The sequence below is a fragment of the Asticcacaulis sp. genome, assembly GCF_051956075.1.
GTDB lineage: Bacteria > Pseudomonadota > Alphaproteobacteria > Caulobacterales > Caulobacteraceae > Asticcacaulis.
The window spans coordinates 14,901-38,338 of record NZ_JBQCGA010000065.1; the positions used below are offsets into that span (position 1 = coordinate 14,901).

Below are 23,438 nucleotides of genomic sequence, written 5' to 3' on the forward strand. Positions count from 1 at the left end.
ATATGGCCGCCGGAGACGAGTCTGTCGCCACGCTTGACGGGGTCTATCTGCGCACCTGGCTGCGCCCCTTCCTGCCGTATCTGGAGCGCGACGACGTCTCCGAAGTGCTGGTCAACCGGCCCGGCGAGGTGTGGATCGAGGCCGCAGGCCAGCCGCAGATGCTGCGTTATGACGCGCCGGAGGTCGACGACCTGCTGCTGTCGCGGCTGGCGGCGCAGATCGCCCGCGTCGCCCATCAGGGCGTCAACCGCGAAAATCCTTTGCTGGCCGCCGCCCTGCCCAGCGGCGAGCGCGTGCAGCTTGTCGGACCGCCCGCTGCGAAACACTGGGCGCTGGCCATCCGCCGTCATCGCATGGTCGATCTGTCGCTTGAGGCCTATGATCGCGGCCCGATCCCGGCCCTCAGCGACCGGACCCGTCGCGACGATCTCGGCTTCGCGCGCGAAAATCCGGTCGCCTTCCTGAAAGAGGCGGTAGCGGCGCGCAAGACCATACTGATCTCCGGCGGCACCTCGTCGGGCAAGACCACCTTCCTCAACGCTTTGTTGAAAACCATACCGGCGCAGGAGCGCATCATCCTGGTTGAGGACACGCCGGAAATCGCCGACAACCACGCCAATTCGCTGCGGCTGGTGGCGGTCAAGGGCGAGCTGGGCGAGGCGCGCGTCACCATCAACGATCTGTTACAAGCCAGTTTGCGCCTGCGCCCCGACCGCATCATCGTCGGCGAAATCCGCGGCGAGGAGGCCACCACCTTCCTGCGCGCCATCAATACCGGCCATCCCGGCTCCTTCACCACGGTCCACGCCAACACCCCGCGCGGCGCGCTGGAGCAGATCGCGCTCATGGTCATGCAGTCGGGAACCCAGCTTTCGCGCGGCGAAACCCTGGCCTATGCCCGCTCCCTCATCGACGTTGTCGTGCAGTTGTCGCGCACCGGCGGCGAGCGGATGATCAGTGATATAGATATCCCTGAATAGCCGCCACGGTCAGCCTCAGCGGCGACTATTGCAACGGTTTCACCGGCGGCAAAGCGTCTCCCGAAAACAATAAGGTTCCTGTCGCCAGCCGCGATTGAATTCGTATTCAATCGCGGCTTGTGCGTTTGCGCCTTGATTTTCCGCGCCCGCGCCGCTCATGTGCGGGCAATAAGACCGCGCGGCGTCGCAGCGGTCGGGAGGATCGTCATGTCTTATCGCTTTTCGTCCGCACGCCGTCTGAGCTGCGCCCTGATCGCCACCACGGCCTTGACCCTGTGCGCGGGAAGCGCCTTCGCGGCTAGCGTCGATCATTACACCCTGACGAAGAACGGCGTGACTCTGGAGATCAGCGCGCCGCGCGCCGACATTATCCGCGTGCGCGCGGGCGATCCGGCCCTGCCGGAAGACGCCTCCTGGGCGGTGTCGCAAGCCGTGCGCGCCCAGCACGTTCCGCTCAATGTCACGGAAGCCGCCGATGCGGTCACCGTCTCGACCGGCGAAGCCTCGGTGAAGATCGACCCCAATACGCTCGCCGTCTCCGTCTATGACAAGGCGGGCCATGTCGTGCTGGCCGACGCCAAGGGCGCGGCGCTGCAATTCGATCCCGACCATCTGGGCCAGGGTTTCCGCCTGCGCAAGGCCATGCCGGTCGATGCCCACTATTTCGGCCTCGGCGACAAGACCGGGCCGCTCGACCGCCGCAACGAAGCCTTCACCAACTGGAACACCGACAATTTCGGCTTCGGCGTCGCCACCGACCCGCTCTATAAGTCGATCCCCTTCGTGCTGGGCGTCGATGAAAAAGGCCAGAGCTTCGGCTTCTTCATGGACAACACCTGGCGCTCGACCTTCGACTTCGGCAAGACCGAACCCGACGCGCTCGACATCAACGTGCAGGGCGGCGGCGTCGATTATTACGTGATGACAGGCGCGACTCCCGCCGACATCGTTCAGGACTACACCTACCTGACGGGCAAGCCGCCGCTGACGCCCGAATGGGCGCTGGGCTTTCAGCAGTCGCACTGGAGCTATATGACGCAAGCTGAGGCGAAAGGCATCGCCGACCGCCTGCGCGCCGACAAGATCCCGTCCGACGCCATCTGGCTCGATATCGACTATCAGGACAAGCTGCGCCCGTTCACCGTCAACAAAGAGACCTTCCCCGACCTGCCGAAACTGGTGTCGGACCTCAAGGCCGAGAACATGCACCTGGTCGTCATCACCGACCTGCACATCGCCGCCGCGCCAAATGCAGGCTATGCGCCCTATGACGACGGCATGAAGAAGGACATCTTCGTTCACAAGGCCGACGGTTCGACCTTTGTCGGTCCGGTCTGGCCGGGCGATGCGGTCTTCCCCGATTTCAGCCGCGTCGCCGCGCGCGACTGGTGGGGCGAGCAATACAAAGACTTCGTCAGGATGGGCGTGTCGGGCTTCTGGAACGACATGAACGAGCCCTCCGTGTTCAACACGCCGACCAAGACCATGCCGCTCGACAATATCCACCGCATCGAGGAGCCGGGCTTTGCGACGCGCAACGCCACCCATGCCGAGATGCACAATGTCTTCGGCATGCTCAACACCGAAGCGACCTATGACGGCGTGTTGAAACTCAATCCCGATCAGCGCCCGTTCGTTATGACGCGCGCCTCCTATGCGGGCGGGCAGAAGTTCGCCGCCACCTGGACGGGCGATAACTCCTCATCGTGGGCGCATCTGCAATTGTCCGTCTCGCAACTGGTCAATCTGGGCCTGTCGGGCTTTGCCTATGCGGGCGACGACATCGGCGGCTTTGCGGGCGATCAGCCCTCGCCAGAGCTTTTGACGCGCTGGATCGAGGTCGGAGCCTTCAACCCGATCTTCCGCGACCACTATCAGAAGGACAAGCCCGCGCAGGAGGTCTGGGTCAACGGGCCGGATCAGGAGGCGATCCGCCGTCAGTATATCGACGAGCGCTACCGCCTGATGCCCTATATCTACAGCCTCGCCGATGAGAACAGCCGCACCGGCCTGCCGCTGATGCGCCCGGTCTTCATGGCCTATCCCAAGGTGGTGGCGGGCGGCGATCATTTGGGCGGCACGGACGGCTATTTCATGCTGGGCGCCGACCTTCTGGTCGCCCCGCCGACAACCTGGGAATCGCCCGCAGCTTACAAGGTGACGCTGCCCGGCAGCGGCTGGTACGACTACTGGTCGGGCGAAAAACTGGCCTCGGATTCGACCATGGAGACGCCGAAGCTGGATCGTCTGCCCGTGTTCGTGCGTCCCGGTTCGATCATCCCCAAACAGCCCCTGACGCAATCGACGGGCGAGACGCCTGTGGGGCCGCTGACGCTCGACATCTATCCGGGCGACGACTGCCACGGCTTTATCTATCAGGACGACGGCATCAGCTTCGCCTACAAGGCCGGCCACTTCTTACGCCAAAGCTTCACCTGCAAGATAACTAAGAGCGGCCTCAGCGTCGATTTCGCCGCGCGCGAAGGCGATTACAAGCCGTGGTGGACCGGCGTAACCCTGCTGATCCACGGCCAGGCCGCCGCCGCCAAGGCCAGCCTGAAGGGCAAGGCGCTGAACGCCGATTTCGACGCAAGCGCCCATACCCTACGCATCGACCTGCCCGACCAGGCCAAAGCGGCGACGGTGACGATTCAGCCTTGATATGACGCTAGAGCGCTGATCTGATAGGATCAGATCAGCGCTCTAAGTCTTTGGTTTATAGATTTTTATTATCCAAAAAGTGGAACCATTTTTTGGAGAAACGCTCTAAAGCGGCGTCACATGTCCGTCTTTCAGCACAAGGCTTGAACCCGGCGCCACCACGCGCCAGGTCTCGTTGCGGGTCAGAGGCTGCGTCGCCAGCACCAGCACGCGGTCGTCGGGCGTCGTCTCCTGAGAGAAATCGACCTCCATATCCTCATCGATCAGCGCCGCCGGTCCGAACGGCGCGCAGCGCTCGACGTAGCAAAGTCTGGTCGAGCAGGAGACATAGATGCTCATCCCGTCGCTGAGCAGGGCGTTGAACACACCCAGATCCCGCAATCGCGCGAACAATTCCGCCACCGCCTTGCGCAACCGCGCTTCCGAAGGCCGCCGGTCGAAACGCGCGCGCAGCTCGCCCATCAGCCAGCAGAAGGCGTGCTCGGAATCCGTCGTTCCGACCGGCGTGAACGGTCCCAGCGGCAACGCCTTCACACCCTTGAGCTGACCGTTATGCGCAAAACACCACAGACGGCCCCACAGTTCGCGCGTGAACGGATGGGTGTTCTCCAGCGCGACACGACCGCGATTGGCCTTGCGGATATGGGCGATCACCGCAAGACTCCTGATCGGATAGGCGCGCACGAACCGCGCCAGCTCCGATTCCGCGCTCGGCGCCGGATCGTGCAATACGCGGCAGCCCTTGTCCTCGTAAAAGGCGATCCCCCAGCCGTCCGTATGCGCGCCCGTGCGCCCGCCGCGCTGCGACAGCCCGGTGAAGCTGAAGCGGATATCGGTCGGCGTATTGGCGCTCATGGCCAGGAGTTCGCACATGGGTGTAGCCTTCGCTGGTGTCGGCGTTCTTATGACGCCAAACCGCGCGCATGTGAACCATGGATCGCCAGCCTCACTCTCCGCTATAGTCAGCGGGCAGGTCGCGGGCGGGCAGGGCGAGCGTCGCGCTCTGCGTCAGGTCGCGCGATGAGGCGCCGAGCGAGACTGTGTAATCGCCCGCCTTGATGCGCCAGCCGTGGTCACGATAGACGGCCAGCAGGCGCGTGTCGATGCTGAGGCTGACGTGGCGCGTCTCGCCCGGCTGCAAGTCCAGCTTGGCGAAGGCGGCGAGTCTGCGCGGCGCCTCCCATCCCTGGGCGTTGTAATCGCCAGCCGGTCCGGCATAGATTTCTGGAACGGCCTTGCCGGGACGCGCGCCGTCATTGCTGACATCGAAGCTGACGCTCGCCTTGCCGTCCGTATAGCTTGCACTCAGGCCGCTATAGCGAAAATGCGTATAGCTGAGGCCGTAGCCGAACGGGAATTGCGGCGTCAGATCGTGCTTGTCGAACCACTTGTAGCCGACCGCCGCGCCTTCGCTATAGTCCATGTCGTAGGGCTTATGCGGCTGGCCATTGTTGTCGTTCAGAACGGGATGCGGCAACTGATCCAGTGAAGCGGCGAAGGTGGCGGGCAGGCGGCCCGATGCGTCAACCTCGCCAAACAGCACGCGTGCGATCGCCTCGCCGCCATTCGAGCCCGGATACCAGGCTTCCATCAGCGCGGGAACCTTATCCGCCCACGGCGTCAGCACCGGTCCGCCTGTCTCAAGTACGACGACGGTGCGCGGATTGGCGTCGGCCACCGCTGCAATCGTCGCATCCTGATGATCGGGCAGGGTGACGGAAAAGTCGATGTCCTCGCCGGTCCACCGGTCAGCGAAGACGATGGCGAGATCCGCGCCTTTCGCCGCCTGCGCCGCCGCTGCGGGATCGTCTCCGCTGACAAAGCTGATCTGCGCGTCTGGCAGGCGCGCCTTGATCGCCTGCATCGGCGAGGACGGGAAATAGTAGACGGGGCCGGGAAAGTTGGGCGAACCCAGTCCCGGAACGGCATTGCCGCCCCTGACGTGAACCTGCGACGAGCCGCCGCCTGACAGGACCCCGACATCGGCATGGCCGCCGATAATCACCACTTTTTTAGCGCTCTTCGCCAGCGGCAGCAGGTTCTGGCCGTTTACGGGATCGTTTTTCAGCAGCACCATTGCCTCCTCGGCGTCGGCCTGGCTGATCTTGCCGTGGGCGTCGAGGTCGATCGGGGCGTCCGCCACGGGCGCGGCGTCCATCACGCCGGTGGCGTAGAGGCTGCGCAGGATGCGAAGAACCATGTCGTCAAGCCGCGCCTGCGGAACCTGACCGTCGGCGATGGCCTTTTTCAGCGCGTCCTTGAAGAAGGGTTGGGAATCGAAAGCCTCGCCCGCCGATTCCTGGTCGAGGCCATTCCTGGCCGCCTTGACCGTCGAATAGACCGCGCCCCAATCGGACATGACATAGCCCTGATAGCCCCAGTCGCCTTTGAGCACCTTATTGAGCAGCCAGTCGTTCTCGCAGGCATAGTCCCCATCGACGCGGTTATAGGCGCACATGACAGAGCCGGGCTTTGCGTCCTCAATGGCGAACTGGAAGGCCAGCAGGTCGGACATGTGCGCCTGATCGTGGTCGATATTGGAACTGACGAAGTGGCGGCCCGTCTCCTGATCGTTGAAGGCGAAATGCTTGATCGTCGAGACGATGTGGTTGGACTGGATGCCCGCCACCTCGGCGCCGACGATCCTGCCGGCCAGCAGCGGGTCTTCGCCGCCATATTCGAAATTGCGGCCATTACGCGGATCGCGCAGCAGATTGACCCCGCCCGCCAGCATGACATTAAAGCCGGAATCGCGCGCCTCCGACCCGATCATGGCGCCGCCCTTATAGGCCAGGTCCGTGTTCCAGGTCGCCGCCGTGCCGATACCTGAGGGCAGGGCGGTGCGCTCGCGCCAATGGGTCGCATCGTGCTGGGTGGCGACGCCGATGCCCGCATCGGTCTGCCATTGGGCGGGAATATGAAGGCGCGCAATCCCCGGCACATAGCCCGCCGACGACCAGCGCGCCTCTTTCGGACGGGTGAACCTGCCCGGAATATCGGCGCCGAAATAGCCAAAGACGAGGGTGAGCTTCTCATCCTGCGTCATGCGCTTCAACATCGCCTCGGCGCGCGCGTCCGCATCCGGCGCCTGAACGGCGGGCGTCGGCGCCTGCGCCATGACGGGCAAAGGATTCAGAGCGCTTCCAATCGTGGCGGCGGCGATGAGGCGGGCGAGGTGCGACCGTGTCGTCATGGCGTGAGTTCCTGCAGGATAAATCAGTTGGCGGGCCGCCAGACAAAGCTGGCTGCGGCTCTGGCGGGGAGGGTGTAGGCAAAGCTCTGCGCGCCTTGCCGGACGGCGAATGCGGTCGGCGTCTTGTTTGTGTTAAGCGCAATCAGCGCCTCTGAGCCGTCTGTGTTCCTGAAGGCGACCGTGCTGATCCCGCCTGCGCCAGAATCTGAAGCGATGCGAGTCGCGCCCGGACGCACGAAGCGGCTGGCGTGAGCCAGCGCATAATATTCCAGATTGCGCGTCACGGCGCCGGTCTTGGAATCGACCGTCACGACGCCGCGGCAATCGCCGCAGCCGCCCAGGTGAGGGCCGTGGTTTTCATCCAGCGCGAGGTTCCAGAACAGAACGCCTCTGGCCCAGTTGCGCGTCGATCCGATGATCAGCGTATTCATGAACCAGTCAAAGGAGTCATCGAATTTCGGCGCCCAGTCGCCGCCGGAGCATTCGGTGAAATAGGCGTCTTTATCAGGATAGGCGTCATGCACCGGTCCCTGCGCCCCGACATCGCCCGCATAGCAGTGCCAGGCGACGCCCGCGACATAGGGATTGGCCTTGGCGTCGCCGAGCACAGTGAGCGGCGAGGACGGCAGATCCCAGTTGTGGTCGTAGTCGAGAATTTTCGTCTCTATGTCGGCGGCTTTGAATTTCGGGCCAAGATAACCGCCGATGAAGTCGGCGCGCGCGTTCGGATCGACGCGCATGCCCGGATAATCGGCGGGCTCAAAGCCGGGCTCGTTTTGCAGGGTGATAAACGAGATCGGCGCGCCTTCAGACTTCATCACCGTCACATAGCGCGCCAGATAGTCGGCGAAATAGGGATAGGCTTCGGGTTTGAGCGATCCGGTGATCAGGCTGTCCGAGGTTTTCATCCAGCCGGGCGCGCTCCACGGCGAGGCCATCAGGGTGAGGTTCGGATTGAGAAGACGCGCCTGCCTGACCGAAGGCAGCACGTCCGCCTTGGCCGGGGCGATCGAGAAATGCGCCAGCGCCGAATCCTGCTCGCCCTTGGGCATGTCGTCGTAGCTGTAATCGATTCGGGAGAAATCCGAGGCGCCGATGGTGAGGCGCATAAAGCTGAGGCCGAGATGATCGCCGGAGGCGTCAAACAGGTCGCGCATCAGCGCGTCGCGCTGCTCCGGCGTCATGTCGTGTTGCAGAATATAGGCCGAAGCGTCGGTCATGGCGGCGCCGAAGCCCACCATGCTCTGATAGGTTCGGGACGGATCCACGGTGATGACGACCGCCGCTTCGGCATGGCCGAAGGACAGATCGGGCTGCTGCGCCAGAAGCTTCGATTGATCGGCGTCGGTTTCCCACACCTGGACGCGTCCAGACCCAGAGGGTGCGGCGGCGTATGCAGGTGCGGACATATGCAAGGCTATAAGGGCGGTTCCAGCCAGCAGGGCGGGGATCAGGCGCATGACGTCGTCTCCGTTTCCGCCGCGCAGTGGGCGGCGATATAGTCGGCGTGATTGGGCATGCCTGCGACGCAGGACCGGATCACGTCCCTGATATTGTTGAGATAGGCCGTTTTCGCCTCATCATCGTAAAGATCGACAAACGGATCGCAGGCGTTGGGGATCAGGCCCTGACCGAGCAGAACCTGGATCCAGCTCTCGTCGGCGAACAGTTCGTCGGCGTCTTTGAAGAAACGGCCGCTGGCGCGAAACAGATCGAGCCGCGCCTTCAGGCTGTCGGGGATCGCCATGTCGCGACAGGCGCGCCACATCGGCTCGTCACGGCCATTGAGATGATAATGCGCGATGAGGAAATCGCGGATGCGCTCATATTCAAAGCGGCTCTGGGCGTTATAGGCGTCGCGCGCCGTTTCGGAAAATCCAGAGTCCGGGAACAGGTTGATCAGCCGTAAAAGCCCGCTCTGCACCAGGTGGATGGAGGTCGATTCCAAAGGCTCCATGAAGCCGCCCGCAAGGCCTGTGGCCACCACGTTTCGGCTCCACATCTTCAGGCGTCGGCCTGTGCGGAACGGGATCAGACGCGGCTCCGCCAAGGCTTCGCCGTCAAGATGGCGCATCAGGATCGCGCACGCCTCGTCATCGCTCATATGGCGCGAGGCATAGACATGCCCGTTGCCAATACGATGCTGTAAGGGGATGCGCCATTGCCAGCCCGCAGGACGAGCGATTGAGCGCGTATAGGGCGTCATCTGGGTTCGCTTATCGCCGCCATAGGCGCAGGGCGCGGCGACGGCGCGGTCGCAAGGAAGCCAGTGCGACCAGTCTTCAAAACCGGTCTTCAGCGTCTCTTCTATCAAAAGCCCGCGCATGCCCGTGCAATCCAGGAAAAGATCGCCCGAGACGGTCGCGCCGTTTTCGAGAATTACCTGCTCGACAAAGCCGTCCTCGGCGCGCAGGACGACCTCGCGCACTGTCCCCTCTGTGCGCGCGACGCCCAGCGCCTCGGCGTGCCGACGCAAATAGCGCGCATAGAGGCCAGCGTCGAAATGATAGGCGTAGGCGATCTCGCGCAGCGGCGACTTCGTCATGTCCGGGCGGGGAACCATGAAGCGGTTCTGATAGGCGGCGGCGGTGTTGATCGAATAGTCGGCGAACCTGTCCGAGACGCGCCCCGTTCCGCGCATTTTGAGCCAGTAGGCGTGCAGGCGCAGCCAGCCCATATCCTGACCGATCTTGCCAAATCCATGGATGTAAGCCTGATCGGGCGCGCCCCAGCCGGAAAATTCGATGCCGAGCTTGAACGTGGCCTGCGTCGCGCGCAGAAACTCCGTCTCGCTCAGCCCCGCCAGTCGATTGAACTGTTTGATGGCGGGGATCGTCGCTTCGCCGACCCCGATGGTGGCGATGGCGTCGGATTCGACGAGCTCAATCTGAAGGTTCCCGCCCCTGGGCGCGCACAGCTTCGCCAGCAAGACCGCCGCCATCCAGCCAGAGGTTCCCCCACCAACGATGACGATTTTTGAAATAGGCTTCATCCGTCCATCCCTTGCGATGGTGATGATGCAACCGGCGGATGGCGCGGGAGAAGCTGCGCCATCCGCCGGGCATCTGGCGGGGAACTACTGGAACTTGTAGTTGACGCCGAAGATGATCGTCGAGCCGTAGGTGTCGTAGGTCTCCGGCAGGAAGGCGCCATTCGACGTTTCCGTCCCAGTGCGCGTCTCATAAGGCGAGTTGGCCAGATTATAGGCTTCGACCAGGAAGGTCAGGCCGCGCAGAGCGCTGTCGTCGGGCATATCATAACTGATCTGCGCGTCGATCTGCTTGTCCGGCTGGATTTCCGAATATTGGCGCGTGCCCCAAAGCTGTTCGGTTTCGCCGCGGAAGGCCGAGCGCCAGCGCTCGGAAATCCGCGCGGAGAAGCCGTGCTTTTCGTAGAAGAGGGTCGCATTGGTGACTGTGCCGGAGAAGCCCGGCAGACGGGTCGGATCGCTCGGGCCATTGGGGTGAATATCGGTCCAGGAGCGCGCATAGCTGCCGCTGAAGCCGAAACCGTCAAGCCAGGAAACCAGATCTCCGCCCTGAGCCGTGCCGGACAGTTCGATGCCCTGCAGCTTGCCGCCCGTACCGTTCTCAGGCCGCGACATCGTGCCGATATTGCTCGTGGGCGTGGCGCCGCTCAGATTGGGATAGCCGGTGAAGTCGAAATTCTGGTCGGTCTGAGTATAGATGTAGGTGTCGAGCTTCTTGTGGAAGACGGCGAGAGCGAAATAGCTGTCCTTGGTCAGGTACTTCTCATATGAGATGTCCATCGCAAAGGCGCGCCAGGGCTTGAGGTTCGGGTTGCCGCCGGAACCGCTCCAGGTGAACTTGGTGATGTCCACTCCGGCCGAGACGTTGGCGCGGAGGTCTTCCAGTCGCGGTCGCGCAATGGTGCGCGAGGCGCCGATGCGCAGATACTGGTCGCCGCTGAACTTGGCGACGAGGTTCAACATAGGCAGGACGTCATGATAATGCGCGCCATTGTCGAAGGGCGCCAGTTCCGCCTGGCCGTTGCTGCCGGCCTGGGTCACATAGCCGCGGGAATGCTGATTTTCGTCAATATATTGCAGCCCCGCATTGCCGCTCAACGGAATGCCGCCGAGGCTGGTGTCGATGTCCATTTTCAAATAGGTCGTCACCAGCTTTTCGGTCACGTCCCACGCCTTGTTCCACTGGTCCTCATTGTTGATTGGAACCTGATCATAATACATGTTCAGGGCCTTGACCGGATCGTAGGACAGCGTGCCATTGGTAATGCCCGCCCAGCTCAGGTCAACCGGGTTGACCACAATGCTCGGATCAACAAACACCGGCGCGCGGTTGTTCTTGAGCATCAGATTGATGTCTTCGGACGAATGCGACTTCTCGCGGCGACTGAAATTGACGCCCAGATTGACGTGGCTGAACGGACCAAAACGCCATTCGCGATCGCCGGACAGGGTGGCGCTGGTGATCGTGTCCTTGATTTCCGGCGCGTGGATCAGGCCGTCATGGCCCCAGCCGCCCCAGGGCGCCGGATCGCCAAGCTCGACCTGAGTCACATCCGCATAGTCGGTCTGCGGTGAGAAGAGCGTCGGGCCGTTCTGCTGTAACTGATAGCCGATACTGTCAAAGGTGCGGATCGGCGCCGTGCCGGCATATTGCTCCATCAGCACCTCTTTCCGGGTCGCTTCGGAATAACCGGCGTCTCCGACCAGGCGCCAGTCGCCGAGCAGATAGGTGTTGTTCGACCCGATGGAGAACATCTTGTCCTTTCGGGTGTTGTAGTCGTTGCGCAGGATCGGCGTGACGCCATTCACCGTCGCGGAGGTGTTGATCTCGGTGCCGCCCCAGGTCGCAAAGGTCGGGTTGGTGAAGGAGATCGAGTCGGCGTATTGCGACTGATACCACATCAGGCCGCGCGTCGTTTCCTTCTGATGGAAGGTCGAGGAATAGATGTCGTTGACCGAGCGGAAATTGTCGGTCGGATGGAACTCGACCACAGCCATGACGCCGTCGCGGATCTGCGAGCGCGAAGTGTCCTCGACTTCAGCGCCCTGGAGACCCAGCGCGTCGGCGTGGCCAGCGCCGAACAATGAGCCTTGCTTGTCCCACCACCAGGACTTGTAATGGCGGGTCTGCGACGGATCGTCGAGATGCGAATAGCCAATGGCGACGCCCAGCTTCTTGTCGAAAAACTGGTCAATATAGGCGAAGGAATAGCGATTGCCCGTATCCTTGGTCCCTGCGTTCAGCTTGCCGTTGGAGTTGATCGAACCGCGCACGTTCAGGGACACGATGCGATGATTGTAATCGAGCGGGTGGACGGTGTGCAGATCGGCGGTCCCGGAAAGGCCCTGGCCGATCAACGATGGATTGGGCGTCTTATAGACAGTGACGCTGCCGATCAGTTCGGCGGGATACTGGTCAAACTCGGCGGCGCGGTTGTCCCCCGTGGACACTTGCTGACGCCCGTTCAGCAAGGTCGTGGCGAAGTCGCCGGACAAGCCGCGAATATTGATCGCCTGAACGCGGCCATTGACGCGCTGGCCTGCCAGACCCGGCAGGCGCGCCAGGGATTCGGCGATCGAGGCGTCAGGCAGCTTGCCGATGTCTTCCGATGAGATCGCTTCCACGATCTCGTCGGATTTCTTCTTGGTCGCGATGGAATCCTGCAGGCTCTTGCGGATGCCGGTCACGACCACGACCTGGCCCTTATCGGAATTGCCGCCATCTTCAGTCGTCTGATTCTGTGCGTGGGCGGCGCCAGCAACGAATAGGGCGAGGCCGACAGCCGTCGAGGCCTTATAAAACAAGGCGCGGCTATCCGCAGCGCGGGTTCGGTTATGTTTCATTTTAGTTCCTCCCGAATGGGCTTATTGTCTTTGTTGCTATGGAAGCGCTTCCATTGCATGCGCCCGGCCCTTCTGCATGTCAACTGCGGCAAATGCGACCGCAGGCGCAAAACGCGGCCTTATGTATCGAAAGCGCTTTCAATGTGCTTTTCAGGTCACGGTTGCCAGGTCGTCTCTGGACGCGCGCGACGCCTTGGGGATGTGACGAAAAACAGCCCTGAGCCAAAAAAATGCGCGCGGGGCCATTTTCCGGCTACATTTTTCGTGACCAATTCCGCTAAGACGGGCGGTGGCGCGCAACAGTTTTAGGATTGATGGAAAACATGGGTATCAGACTATATGACGGCGTCTGGGTGCGGCTTGAGGGCGTTGAGCAACCTGCGCGCGCTTTTCGTGACAAGGCGAATCCCGGCATATTTCATATCGACAGCTTCGACTATGACGTCGATGGCCGCGCCGTTCGCGCCAATCCCGACGCGCCGCCGATTCTTGAACTCTTCAATCTCGAAACCGCCAAGGCGGCGGGTCTTGATATGCGATCCTTCGGCTGATCGGTCCGGGCTCAGTACTGGGTGATGGTCAGGCTCTGACCGCCCGACTGAAGGATATGCAGATCCGGCAGATGCGACCCCAGTTGGCGCCAGTCAAGCCGGTTGCCAGGTGCCGGTTGCGCCGCAACCATCAGCATGCACACGATCATGCGATTTATCATGAGGTCGCCTTATCGGCATGGGAAGCCCGCGGCGCGTTCCGTAACCGGTGTGGCGCGTTACGGAAGAATGCGCCTTGACCATCGCGCCTCAAGAGCACGCATCAGGCGCGGGCGCGGCGCAATCTGCGCGCCTTAAACCATGGGCTTCCAGCTTTCGAAGACGGTCTCGCGGGCGATCTTGCCGTCGCGCATCTGGAAGACGTGCAGCAGGCGAAGCTCGATGCTTGCGCCTTTGGGATAGGGCAGTTTGGCGTAACCATCGCCGGTGACGACAAAATGCACGATGCAGTCGTCCACCACCCGATCGTGGGTGGCGAAGCGGTCCAGCGGCTGCATGGCCAGCAGACGGATCGAACCGAACAGGTTTTCGTAATTACGCTGAATATCGGCCAGCCTGGTCAGGCGCATGTCGCGGCTGGGCATGTCGAGCACGATATCGTCGGTATAGAGGTTCATGATCGAGGCCGGATCGGAGGCCTCTCCCTTCATATGAGCGTCAACGACGGCGAGATTGATCTGGGCGGGCGTCATGGTCATCACGGATAAGTTCCTTTAATGGACAGAATAACTGTCTAAATAAAACTAGACAGACAATCTGTCAATCATTAAAGATTATTTATGTTCGCGTATCAGGAGTTAGGCCTATGGACGACAATATCACCATTTCCGAAGCCAGGCTGACGCTCGGCTCGCTGCTCAGGCGACCCTATGAGGCCTTACAGGTCCGGGTTTACAGCGGCCTGAAGGCGCGCGGCTTTCCCGACATCCGCCCCTCTCATTCCAGCGTTTTTCGCTATATCCGTCCCAAAGGTTCGCATGTGTCCGATCTGGCTGCGCGCGCCGATATGGCCAAGCAGAGCATGGCTTATCTTGTGAAAGACCTGACCGACCTGGGTTATCTGGACATTATTCCCGATCCCCACGATGGCCGCGCCAAACTGGTGGTTCTCACGCAGAAGGGTCAGGCGGTCTGGACGGCGCTGGTTGATTTGTCCGCTGAAGCGGAAGCCATATGCGCCGACCTGATCGGCGAGAATCGTGTCGCGGCCTTGCGCGGCGCTCTGGCCGAACTGGCCGACGCGCTGGCCTCGAATGCGGGTCAGCCCTGAGCGTATTGCAGGCTCAGCACGACGGAGGCGGTCAGAATGACCAGGGCCGACATGCCGGCGCCAAGGCGGGAATAGTCGGCGAAGCGATAACCGCCCGGCTCCATGACGATCAGATTGTTCTCATGCCCGATCGGGGTCAGGAAGTCGCACGACGCCCCCACCAGCACGGCCAGCAGTAAGGCGTCCGGCTGGGCGTGGACCACGGGCGCGATCTTCAGCGCGATCGGCCCCATAATGATGGCGGCGGGCGCATTGTGAATCAGGATCGACAGCAACAGGGTCAGGGCGCAGACTGCGGCGATGGCGGCGATCAGAGGCGTATGCTGCAACAGTCCCCCGACGAATTGCGCCGCGTAGGCGGCGGCGCCCGTGCTGGCGAAGCTGGCGCCGACCGGGATCATGGCCGCCAGCAGCACGATAATGCTCCAGTTGACCGCGCCATAGGCGGTCTCGACGCTCATCAGCCGAAACGTCGTGATCAGCGCCGCCGCGCCGAGAAAACTGATGGCGGGCGGCACATGCAGAAGAATGACCGTGGCGATGGCGCAGGCGAAAATGCCGAGCGTCAGCGCCGCCTTGCGCAGATCGACCGGAATGGAGTCGCGCCGGTCGATCTCGACCAGCCGTGTATTGGCGGCGAAGACGGCGATGGCGTCGGGCGGGCCGGAGATAAACAACTGGTCGCCGCTTTCAATCGGAACCGTATCGAGCGAGCTGCGCACGCTTGAGGCGCGCGGACCGGCGGCGACGACATGCAGGGCGCCATTGCTCTGCGCCGCGACCGCCTCATGGGTGCGTCCGATCAGCGGCGAGCCGTGCGTGACCATCAGGCCCGCCGTAACATGGCCGGGCTCCGCGACCGGCCTGCCGCGATTGAAGTCGATGCTGTCATGCACCTCGGCGGGCAGGGCGCGCGACAGCAGCAGCAGCGAATCGCCCGATTTCAGCCGGTGCGTGCGCGGCCAGCGGATCGACCGCCCGCCGCGCAGAAAGGCCAGGATGCGCGTGCGCGTCTTGCGCAATTGCCGCGCCGCCTCGTCGCGGTCCAGAACGCGGCGCGCGTCGAGCGGAAATTCCATGACCCGCCACGGCGCGTCGTCGCTCTGATCGGCGCGGGCGCGTTGCGGCAGGAAACGCCAGCCGATCAGGGTCAGATACAAGAGGCCGACCACGCACACCGCCAGCCCCACCGGCGTCATGGTGAAAAAGCCGAAGGGCTGACCCAGAGCGCCTTGCCGGATCGAGGACAGGATCATGTTCGGCGGCGTGGCGATCAGGGTGGTCATGCCGCCGATCATGGTGGCGAAGGACAGCGGCATCAGCACCAGACCCGGCGACTTCCGGCTTGTGCGCGCCACCTCGGTCGCCAGCGGCATGGTGATGATCAGGGCCGCCACATGGTTCATGAAGGCCGACAGAAGGCAGGCCCCGGTCAGCAGCATGGCGAGGCGCACCGTAAAGGCCGCCTTCTCCGGGATCAGGGCGCGCGCCACCCAACCGGCGATCCCGGTCATCTGCAGGGCCTGCCCGACCACCATGACGGCGGCCACGGCGACCACGGCGGGGTCGCCGAATCCTTCCAGCGCCGCCCTTGGCGTGACCACGCCCGCCACGACGCTGGCGAACAGGGCGGTGAGCGCCACCGCGTCGGGCCGCAGCTTTCCGCTCATGAACAGGGCCAGACTGCCGATCAGGATCAGGCTGCACAGGATCGGCGCCGGAAAAAACGATGTGAGCAAGCCGCCCCTCACGCAATGAAAGACGCGGCCGAAACGGTCGCCGCGCACCGATCTACGCTTGAACGCAGCTAAATTTTCGATGGGGAATTGGCGGCCCCGTCTGGCGGCCCTCATCAGGCCGAAAAGCGTCGCGCGCCAAGAACGCACGCCATAACAAGCGTCATGACGATCAGCGCGGCGGCGCTGACGGTCTCATGCAGCACACATGCGGCGAGCACCAGACCGAGGAAGGGTTGCAGCAGTTGCAACTGTCCGACCGAGGCGATATCGCCGAGGGCCAGGCCGCGATACCAGAAGAAAAAGCCGATCAGCATGGAAAAAAGGGTCACATAACCCAGGCCCAGCCACGCGCTGACCGGAACCAGCGCCGGATGCGGCGGCAGATTGATCAGCATCAGCGGCGCCATGACCGGCAGGGCCAGCAGCAGCGCCCAGCAGATGACCTGCCAGCCGCCGAGGCGCCGTCCCAGCCGCGCGCCGACCGCATAGCCCAGCCCGCAGATCAGGACGGCCACAACCAGCAGGGCGTCGGCGGGCGACGCGCTGACGCCTTCATGCAGGGCGAAGCCGACGATGGAGATCGCTCCCAGACCGGAGAACAGCCAGAAGGGCGGCGACGGGCGCTTTTCGCCCAGACATGTGGCCCAGCCCGCCGTCGCCAGCGGCAAGAGGCCAGTGAAGACAATGGAGTGCGACGCCGGAACCGATTGCAGGGCCAGCGCCGTCAGCAGCGGAAAGCCTATGACCGCGCCGCTCGCCACGACCAGAAGCGGCCCCAGATCGCTGCGCGAAGGTTTCGGCGCGCGCAACGCCAGCAGACACAGGCCGCCCAGAACCGCCGCACAGGCGCCGCGCGCGCCGGTGACGAACAGGGGCGCAAGGCCCATGACCGCCAGCCGCGTGGCGGGCAGGGAGCCGCTGAACGCCAGCACCGCCAGACCGGCATAGAGCCAGGCCTCGCCTTGATGCGTCTTTGCCTGCGTTTGCGGCGCCGCTGCGGATGTCGTCAGGCTGTGGGTCATGGTTTTCGTCTCCTGCCGCCTTATGGAGCGGAGGGGCTGGCGCGGACAGAGACATTCCGGTAAAGTTTCGCCAAACTGTACCAGTACAAAAGGCGATACACTTGGACGGCTTATCTCGCGACACCGGATTGACGCACAGGCTGATGGCGCAAATCCGCGTCAGGATCGAGCAGCGGCGATTATCTGCGGGGGCGCGCCTGCCGTCGATCCGCGCCCTCGCCGAGGCGCAAGGGGTTTCAAAATCCACCGTGGTCGAAGCCTATGACCGCCTGCTGGCCGAGGGCCTGATCACCGCGCGGCGCGGATCGGGCTATTATGTCGCGCCGCCCGCGCCGCCTTTGACTGTGGCCGATATCGGCCCGCGCCTCGACCGCGAAATCGACCCGATATGGGTGTCGCGGCAATCGCTGGAGACGCAGGACTATCTCAAGCCAGGCTGCGGCTGGCTGCCCGAAGACTGGATGCCGCAGGAGGAACTGCGCCGCGCGCTGCGCGCCCTTGCGCGCCGACCGGACGCCAATCTGGTCGATTACGCGACGCCTGCGGGCCATGCGGGCCTGCGGCGCCATCTGTCGCGGCGTCTGGCGGACAAGGACATTGACGCGCCGCCGTCGCAGATCGTGCTGATGGATTCGGCCACTCAGGCGATCGAGCTTCTGTGCCGCTTCCTGCTCAAGCCCGGCGATACGGTGCTGGTTGACGATCCGTGCTATTTCAACTTCCTGGCCAAGCTGCGCGCCCATCAGGTCGAGATCCTTGGCGTGCCGATGACCCCAGGCGGCCCCGATGTCGCTGCGCTCGCCGATATTTTGTACGCGCACAGGCCGCGCCTTTACCTGACCAATTCCGCCCTGCACAATCCGACCGGCGCCAGCCTTTCGCCGCTGGTCGCGCACCGGGTGCTGAAACTGGCCGAGGCGCACGACCTGACGATCATCGAGGACGACATCTACAGCGATTTCGAACTGGAGCCGGGCCCGCGTCTGGCCGCCTTCGACGGATTCGAGCGCGTCGTTTATATCGGCGGTTTCTCGAAAACCCTGTCGGCCTCGTTGCGGCTCGGCTTCATCGCGGCGCGCGCCGACTGGATCGAGCCGCTGACCGATCTAAAAATCGCCACCGTATTCTCCAGCCAGGACTTCGTCGCTGACGTCGCGCATCAGGTTTTAAGCGGCGGCGGTTATCGCCGTCATGTCGAAACCCTGCGCCAGAAACTGGCGGTGCAACGCGCGCCGACCGCCGAACGTCTGGCCGATCTGGGACTGAAGCCATGGCTGACGTCGCAGGCGGGCATGTTCCTCTGGTGCGAGTTGCCTGAGGGTCTGGACGCCTCCGATCTGGCGCGCCGCGCGCTTGAGGAGCGGCTGGTGCTGGCGCCCGGAAACGCCTTTAGCGTCGGACAGCGCGCGGCCCGCTTCCTGCGCTTCAATATCGCCCAGTCGCAGGACGCGCGCCTATACGGGTTGTTGCGCAAATATGTGCGATGATGAAATAAAATGCGCAATAATGACAAATTCTGTGACAGTGCGCGCAGGATTCGCCATAGTCCGGCGTGAAAGACAAGGATGCGGGCGCGAAGACCTGCTCTTTCCAGACTCCCGGAGGCTCACATGAAATTCACCCAGGCGCTTGCGCTCCTTACCGCCCTTAGCCTCAGCATCGGTCCATTGGCGGCGCGCGCGCAAACCGAGGCGCCCGTCACGGTCACCGATAACGGCGCGAGCTGGACGCTGGACAATGGCGTGGTGCGGGTGACCGTCGCCAAGGACACCGGCTATATGCCGTCGCTGATCTATAAGGGCAAGGAGCTGATGTCGGCCAACAGGGGCGGCTCGTGGGAACATACGCCGGAGGGCGCGCCGCACCTGAGCAACACGATTACCATCGACCCGGCGACCAATGGCGGCGAACGCGCCGAGGTGTCGATCAAGGGCGTGACCGACGGCGCCTATACGCTCAGCCCGCATGCGCCGGGAGGCGGCGCGCAGGCCGATATGGAGATCCGCTACGCGCTGGGGCGCGGCGACAGCGGCGTCTATGTCTACGCCATCTACGACCATCCGGCCAGCTATCCGGCGGGCGGCACGGGGGCGGAGGACCGCTTCATCACCCGCCTGAGCCACGATTTCGACTGGATCACGGTCGATCCCGAACGCAATATGCTCGAAGCCTCGCCCGCCGACTGGGGCGCGGGCGTCGTGGTCCACGCCAAGGAGCAGCGCATCCTGTCCACCGGGGTCTATAAGAACTCGGTCGAACACAAGTACAGCTATTCGGGCATGCAGTACCGTCAGCCCGCCTATGGCTGGTCCTCAACGAAAGACCATATCGGCGTCTGGTTCATCAATCCGACCACCGAATATTTAAGCGGCGGCCCGACGCGCATCGACCTCGACGCGCATTTTGACTCCAATAATGACCCGGATCCGATCATTCTCGATTACTGGCATTCCGGCCACTATGCGGGCGCCAATACGCCGCTGAAGGCGGGCGAGCAGTGGCATAAGGTGATCGGGCCGATCTTCGTTTACGTCAATGCGCTCGACCATCCGCAACCGACCACGGACACGGAACTGAAGCGGCTTGCCGCCACGGCGGGCAATCCCACGGTCCCGGCAAGCTGGACGCACAATGCCGACGCGCTCTACGCCGATGCGCTGGCGCAGGCGAAGAAGGAAAACGCCGCATGGCCCTACGGATGGGTGAAGGATGACGGCTATACGCCCGCCGATCAGCGCGGCACGGTCACCGGGCGCTTCGTGCTGAACGATCCGCTGGCGCCAGCGGGAACGCCGACAACCTTCCCCGACCTCGTCGTCGGCCTGACCCAGGCGGGCGATCCTGACGACTGGGCGCCGCAGCACGCCATGCCGGGCCGCAACGCCGCCGCTTTTATCGAGCAGGCCAAGGCGTTGCACACCGGCCCCGACGCCTATCGCCACGATGCGCGCTTCTATCAGTTCTTCAATGACGGTAAGCCGGACGGCGCATTCGCGATCACCAAGGTCCGGCCCGGAACCTATACGCTGCACGCCTATTCGGACGGGATATTGGGCGAATATCTCAAGGCCGATGTGACGGTCGCACCCGGCAAGACGCTCGATCTGGGCGCGCTGAACTGGACGCCGGAGCGGCATGGCCGCCAGCTCTGGCAGATCGGCTATCCCAACCGCTCGGCCAGCGAGTTCTTCAAGGGCGATCAGGCCTGGCTGTGGGGCTGGAATCTGCGCTATGCGCTGCTTTTCCCGCACGATGTGACCTACACGATCGGCAAGAGCGATCCAGCGAAGGACTGGTTCTTCGAGGAGGTTCCGCACGCCACGAACCTGTCCTTCGTCAATCCGGCGGCGAAGGATCCGGCCAATCAGAAGTTCGGCTGGGTGAAGACAGAATCGCTCGATCAATACCCGCAGACCGATCATACCGGCCCATGGCGCGTCTATGGCATGGGGCGCGAAACCGTCTGGACCGTGAAGTTCAAATTGCCGAAGGCGCAAACCGGCACGGCCTGTCTGCGCGTCGCTCTGGCGGGCGAGGACGGCATGGACGGGCAATTGCCCGTGGCGCTCAACGGTCAGAGCCTCGGCGCCATCGGCGACGGCTCCAGCTCTGACAATGCGCGCATGATCCAGACCAACGCCATCCGCTACAATACCGACAGAGGCCTGTGGCAGCAGCGCGCCCTGCATTTCGACGCGGCGAAGCTGAAGAAGGGCTGGAACGAGATGACCTTCACGGTCCCGGCGGGCAGTCTGCAAAGCGGCGTGGTCTGGGACTATCTGCGGCTGGAGGTCGATGACGGCAAATAGAGCGGGCGCCGTCAGCCGATCAGGTGCGCCGACGGATCGTCGTCAGCCTCGAACATTGCGGCCAGCAGGTCGGTCAGGTCGGCGGGCGTGAACGGCTTGGTCAGTTGCGCGTCGGCGCCCAGCCGCCGCGTGGCGTCGAGCGCGGCGTGGCCGCCGATCTTCTGCGCCAGACCCGCCGACATGGCGATGATCTTCACATCCGGCCAGGTCGATTTGATCTGGTGGATGCCCATCAGCCCGCCCATACCGGGCATGAAGACGTCGCACAGCGCCACGTCGATATGGGCGATGTTGACGCTTGAAAAGGCCGCCTCCATGCTGTTGGCCTCGGAGACGCGGTAACCGGCCTTGATCAGCGCCTGCCGCACAAAGGCGCGCACAGTCTGGCTGTCGTCGATGACGAGGACGTGTTTGCGTATTTCTCCGGCGTCGCAATCCTTGTTGATGTCGGCGAGAATCGCCGCGACGGTCTGTTCGCTGAACGGCTTTTTCAGCACATGGTCGGCGCCGGAACGGCGCGCCCGCTCCAGGGTCTGCTCCAGATCGCGTCCCGACGCTCCCGCCGTCATCAGCACCAGCGGCATATGCCGTCCCAGCTTGCGGAAACGGTCGATATGCAAAAGCGCATTGTCGCCGCTCAGAAAGATGTCGAGGAACATAGCCTCGATCTTCATATGGCTCAGGGCGTTGATCGCGCCGCGGACGTCCTCGCAATGCACCGGCAGCCAGCCGAGCTTTTCCAGCATCCGGCACATGATCTGCGCCTGAGTTTTACTGTCCTCAAGAATTAATGCCGAACGCGCCATCACTGCCTCGGTGTCGCGTCACTCGCGCCCGTTGCCGTAAGGATAAGCTTTCAATCGTTAAAAATTCGGAGAGGCGCGCACTGTTGCGAGTGGAGAGGCTTCTGGCGCCAGGCGCCTCTACATTATCCTGCTAAGGAAGTGACAGGCTTCTGTTGCCAGGCGCCTGCCATTTTTCATCAGATTTCGGAGAGGCGCGCACAGTTGCGAGTGGAGAGGCTTCTGTTGCCAGGCGCCTCTGCATTATCTTGCTAAGGAAGTGACAGGCTTCTGTTGCCAGGCGCCTGTCGGGCCCCGCCTGACGAGGCTAATCGTCAGGAGTTTGGTTCGGAATTACCCCGCTGCATTACGCAGCAAGAGCGTACTCCGGAGCGAAGTTATCGTTCGCAGTTAAAAAATGAGGCGATCACAGAGCCTCACACTGAGGGAAAGCTTCACCTTTACACGCCTGTCGATGCTGATCGGCCCCATAAAGCCCCAAAGGGGAGGATGGTGGAGCCGCCGGGAATCGCACCCGGGTCCAGTTCGCTTATTACGTGGGCGTTTATCCCCATAGTCCGGTCGCCCGGACACAGCTAATATAGGCGCGGACGGAGGCGAGGGGAAGCCTAATCGAGCAAAATCTCGCGCAGCTTCATTTCCTCACGGTGTTCGGCCTCGCGTTGCGCGGCGGCCAGCCGTTCGGCCTCCTGCGCGCGCGCCTTGAGCACGGCCAGCGCCTGCCAGACATGCGACACCTCATCCTCGCTGTCCGCAGGCTCGTTGATCGGCGTATCATAATCGCCCTTTGAGGTCTTGATGATGGCGGTCGCCACATCCTGCAGCGGGCGGGTGATGAAGTGCGCGACGATCCACAGGGACAGGCCCAGCATGAGCGCGATGCCGATCAGCGCCGTGGCCAGAAACTCCCCGGCGCGCTGACGGTTATAGGCGTCGGCCTTGGCCTTGGCGGTCGCCAGCTTATCGCGCAGCCCATCGACCATGCGTTCGACCTCGTTCTGGAAGGCGATGCGGTCGTTGCGGCTGTTGACGCCCCGCGTCTCGGCGGCCTTCTGATCGCCGCCGGTCGCCAGACGGATCAGGTCGCGCCGCACCGTCATGAAGCCTTGCGCATCGTTCAGGATGGGCTGCATCTGCCGCAATTCCTCCGAGGTGGAATCGGCCTTCCAGACCTTGAGCAGATCCTCGATCTCATCAAGATTGGTCTTTAATCCGGTCACGAAGGTGTCCATCTCCTCGACGTTGCGGGCGATATAGACGCCGCGCGACTCCATCACGACATTGGACACCAGATGATTGAGCCGTTCGCCGCGCCAGGCGTTTTCGTAGGCGTGGCCATAATCCTTCATCATGCGATTATAGTCGGCGATGGTCGCCAGACCGAGGCCGGTGACCACCAGAGCCATCAGGGCGAAACAGGCTACGAGAGCCAGAATGCGTGCGCGTATCGACATGAGGAAATCCTGCGCGGCGCCAAGCCAGAGACGACCAGTTTAGACCTTAACGGTTATAAATCCATAAAAAAGACGCAGCCGTTTGAGGCTTATCTACCGGGCGCCGAGGCCTGTCAGCCAAAC

Annotated in this window: 17 protein-coding genes and 1 other RNA gene; 6 read left to right on the forward strand and 12 right to left on the reverse strand. The window is 63.0% G+C overall.

The annotated features are described in order from the left end of the window. The first annotated feature begins 2 nt into the window (after window positions 1-2). Together virB11 and ACTHLA_RS17680 are read left to right on the forward strand one after the other, a co-directional pair. Window positions 3-980, forward strand: a complete 978-nt coding sequence (gene virB11 / locus ACTHLA_RS17675) for a P-type DNA transfer ATPase VirB11 (protein WP_440192637.1) — start codon at window positions 3-5, stop codon at window positions 978-980. 207 nt (window positions 981-1,187) lie between these two features. Then, window positions 1,188-3,641 (forward strand): glycoside hydrolase family 31 protein, encoded by a 2,454-nt coding sequence (locus tag ACTHLA_RS17680; protein WP_440192640.1) that lies wholly within the window; start codon window positions 1,188-1,190, stop codon window positions 3,639-3,641. A 105-nt stretch (window positions 3,642-3,746) separates the two neighbouring features. Here ACTHLA_RS17680 and ACTHLA_RS17685 read toward each other — a convergent pair whose 3' ends face one another. From ACTHLA_RS17685 to ACTHLA_RS17705, 5 genes are all read right to left on the reverse strand, one after another. Next, the gene (locus ACTHLA_RS17685) at window positions 3,747-4,514 is read right to left on the reverse strand and encodes a class II glutamine amidotransferase (RefSeq protein ID WP_440192643.1); all 768 of its coding nucleotides are present in this window, start codon (window positions 4,512-4,514) and stop codon (window positions 3,747-3,749) included. Between the two features lie 73 nt (window positions 4,515-4,587). Beyond that, a complete protein-coding gene (locus tag ACTHLA_RS17690; RefSeq protein WP_440192646.1) occupies window positions 4,588-6,834 on the reverse strand; it encodes a beta-glucosidase family protein in 2,247 nt (748 codons plus the stop codon). Window positions 6,835-6,857: 23 nt separating this feature from the next. Continuing rightward, the gene (locus ACTHLA_RS17695; protein ID WP_440192649.1) at window positions 6,858-8,294 is read right to left on the reverse strand and encodes a glycoside hydrolase family 30 protein; all 1,437 of its coding nucleotides are present in this window, start codon (window positions 8,292-8,294) and stop codon (window positions 6,858-6,860) included. After that, window positions 8,285-9,826 carry a tryptophan halogenase family protein gene (locus ACTHLA_RS17700; protein WP_440192652.1) on the reverse strand — a complete coding sequence of 514 codons (1,542 nt, stop codon included), beginning with the start codon at window positions 9,824-9,826 and terminating at the stop codon, window positions 8,285-8,287. Before ACTHLA_RS17700 ends, ACTHLA_RS17695 begins: the two co-directional genes overlap by 10 nt. An 84-nt stretch (window positions 9,827-9,910) precedes the next feature. Beyond that, a complete protein-coding gene (locus ACTHLA_RS17705) occupies window positions 9,911-12,667 on the reverse strand; it encodes a TonB-dependent receptor (protein WP_440192655.1) in 2,757 nt (918 codons plus the stop codon). Window positions 12,668-12,990: 323 nt separating this feature from the next. Here ACTHLA_RS17705 and ACTHLA_RS17710 point away from each other — a divergent pair, with 323 nt between their 5' ends. Further along, a complete protein-coding gene (locus tag ACTHLA_RS17710; protein WP_440192658.1) occupies window positions 12,991-13,218 on the forward strand; it encodes a hypothetical protein in 228 nt (75 codons plus the stop codon). Window positions 13,219-13,229: 11 nt separating this feature from the next. Here the strand turns inward: ACTHLA_RS17710 and ACTHLA_RS17715 are convergent, their stop codons facing one another. After that, a complete protein-coding gene (locus tag ACTHLA_RS17715; RefSeq protein WP_440192661.1) occupies window positions 13,230-13,379 on the reverse strand; it encodes a hypothetical protein in 150 nt (49 codons plus the stop codon). Window positions 13,380-13,511: 132 nt separating this feature from the next. Next, window positions 13,512-13,916 carry a nuclear transport factor 2 family protein gene (locus ACTHLA_RS17720; RefSeq protein WP_440192664.1) on the reverse strand — a complete coding sequence of 135 codons (405 nt, stop codon included), beginning with the start codon at window positions 13,914-13,916 and terminating at the stop codon, window positions 13,512-13,514. Window positions 13,917-14,023: 107 nt separating this feature from the next. On the opposite strand from ACTHLA_RS17720, the gene ACTHLA_RS17725 reads away from it, so the two are divergent. After that, window positions 14,024-14,488, forward strand: coding sequence for a MarR family winged helix-turn-helix transcriptional regulator (locus ACTHLA_RS17725; protein ID WP_440192667.1), 465 nt, complete (start codon window positions 14,024-14,026; stop codon window positions 14,486-14,488). Here ACTHLA_RS17725 and ACTHLA_RS17730 read toward each other — a convergent pair. Next, the gene (locus ACTHLA_RS17730) at window positions 14,479-16,227 is read right to left on the reverse strand and encodes an SLC13 family permease (protein ID WP_440192669.1); all 1,749 of its coding nucleotides are present in this window, start codon (window positions 16,225-16,227) and stop codon (window positions 14,479-14,481) included. The genes ACTHLA_RS17725 and ACTHLA_RS17730 overlap by 10 nt on opposite strands. A gap of 113 nt (window positions 16,228-16,340) precedes the next feature. After that, window positions 16,341-17,249, reverse strand: a complete 909-nt coding sequence (locus ACTHLA_RS17735; RefSeq protein ID WP_440192672.1) for a DMT family transporter — start codon at window positions 17,247-17,249, stop codon at window positions 16,341-16,343. A gap of 101 nt (window positions 17,250-17,350) precedes the next feature. Here ACTHLA_RS17735 and ACTHLA_RS17740 point away from each other — a divergent pair, with 101 nt between their 5' ends. Together ACTHLA_RS17740 and ACTHLA_RS17745 are read left to right on the forward strand one after the other, a co-directional pair. After that, on the forward strand, window positions 17,351-18,736 hold the full coding sequence (locus tag ACTHLA_RS17740) for a PLP-dependent aminotransferase family protein (protein ID WP_440192674.1): 1,386 nt from the start codon (window positions 17,351-17,353) through the stop codon (window positions 18,734-18,736). A 123-nt stretch (window positions 18,737-18,859) separates the two neighbouring features. Continuing rightward, on the forward strand, window positions 18,860-21,058 hold the full coding sequence (locus ACTHLA_RS17745) for a polysaccharide lyase family protein (protein WP_440192677.1): 2,199 nt from the start codon (window positions 18,860-18,862) through the stop codon (window positions 21,056-21,058). A gap of 11 nt (window positions 21,059-21,069) precedes the next feature. Here the strand turns inward: ACTHLA_RS17745 and ACTHLA_RS17750 are convergent, their stop codons facing one another. From ACTHLA_RS17750 to ACTHLA_RS17760, 3 genes are all read right to left on the reverse strand, one after another. Then, window positions 21,070-21,864 carry a response regulator gene (locus ACTHLA_RS17750; protein ID WP_440192680.1) on the reverse strand — a complete coding sequence of 265 codons (795 nt, stop codon included), beginning with the start codon at window positions 21,862-21,864 and terminating at the stop codon, window positions 21,070-21,072. 255 nt (window positions 21,865-22,119) lie between these two features. Further along, window positions 22,120-22,471, reverse strand: a transfer-messenger RNA (tmRNA) gene (ssrA, locus tag ACTHLA_RS17755). Beyond that, window positions 22,470-23,315 carry a HAMP domain-containing protein gene (locus ACTHLA_RS17760; protein ID WP_440192683.1) on the reverse strand — a complete coding sequence of 282 codons (846 nt, stop codon included), beginning with the start codon at window positions 23,313-23,315 and terminating at the stop codon, window positions 22,470-22,472. The genes ssrA and ACTHLA_RS17760 overlap by 2 nt, the downstream gene beginning before the upstream one ends. Between the last annotated feature and the right edge of the window lie 123 nt (window positions 23,316-23,438).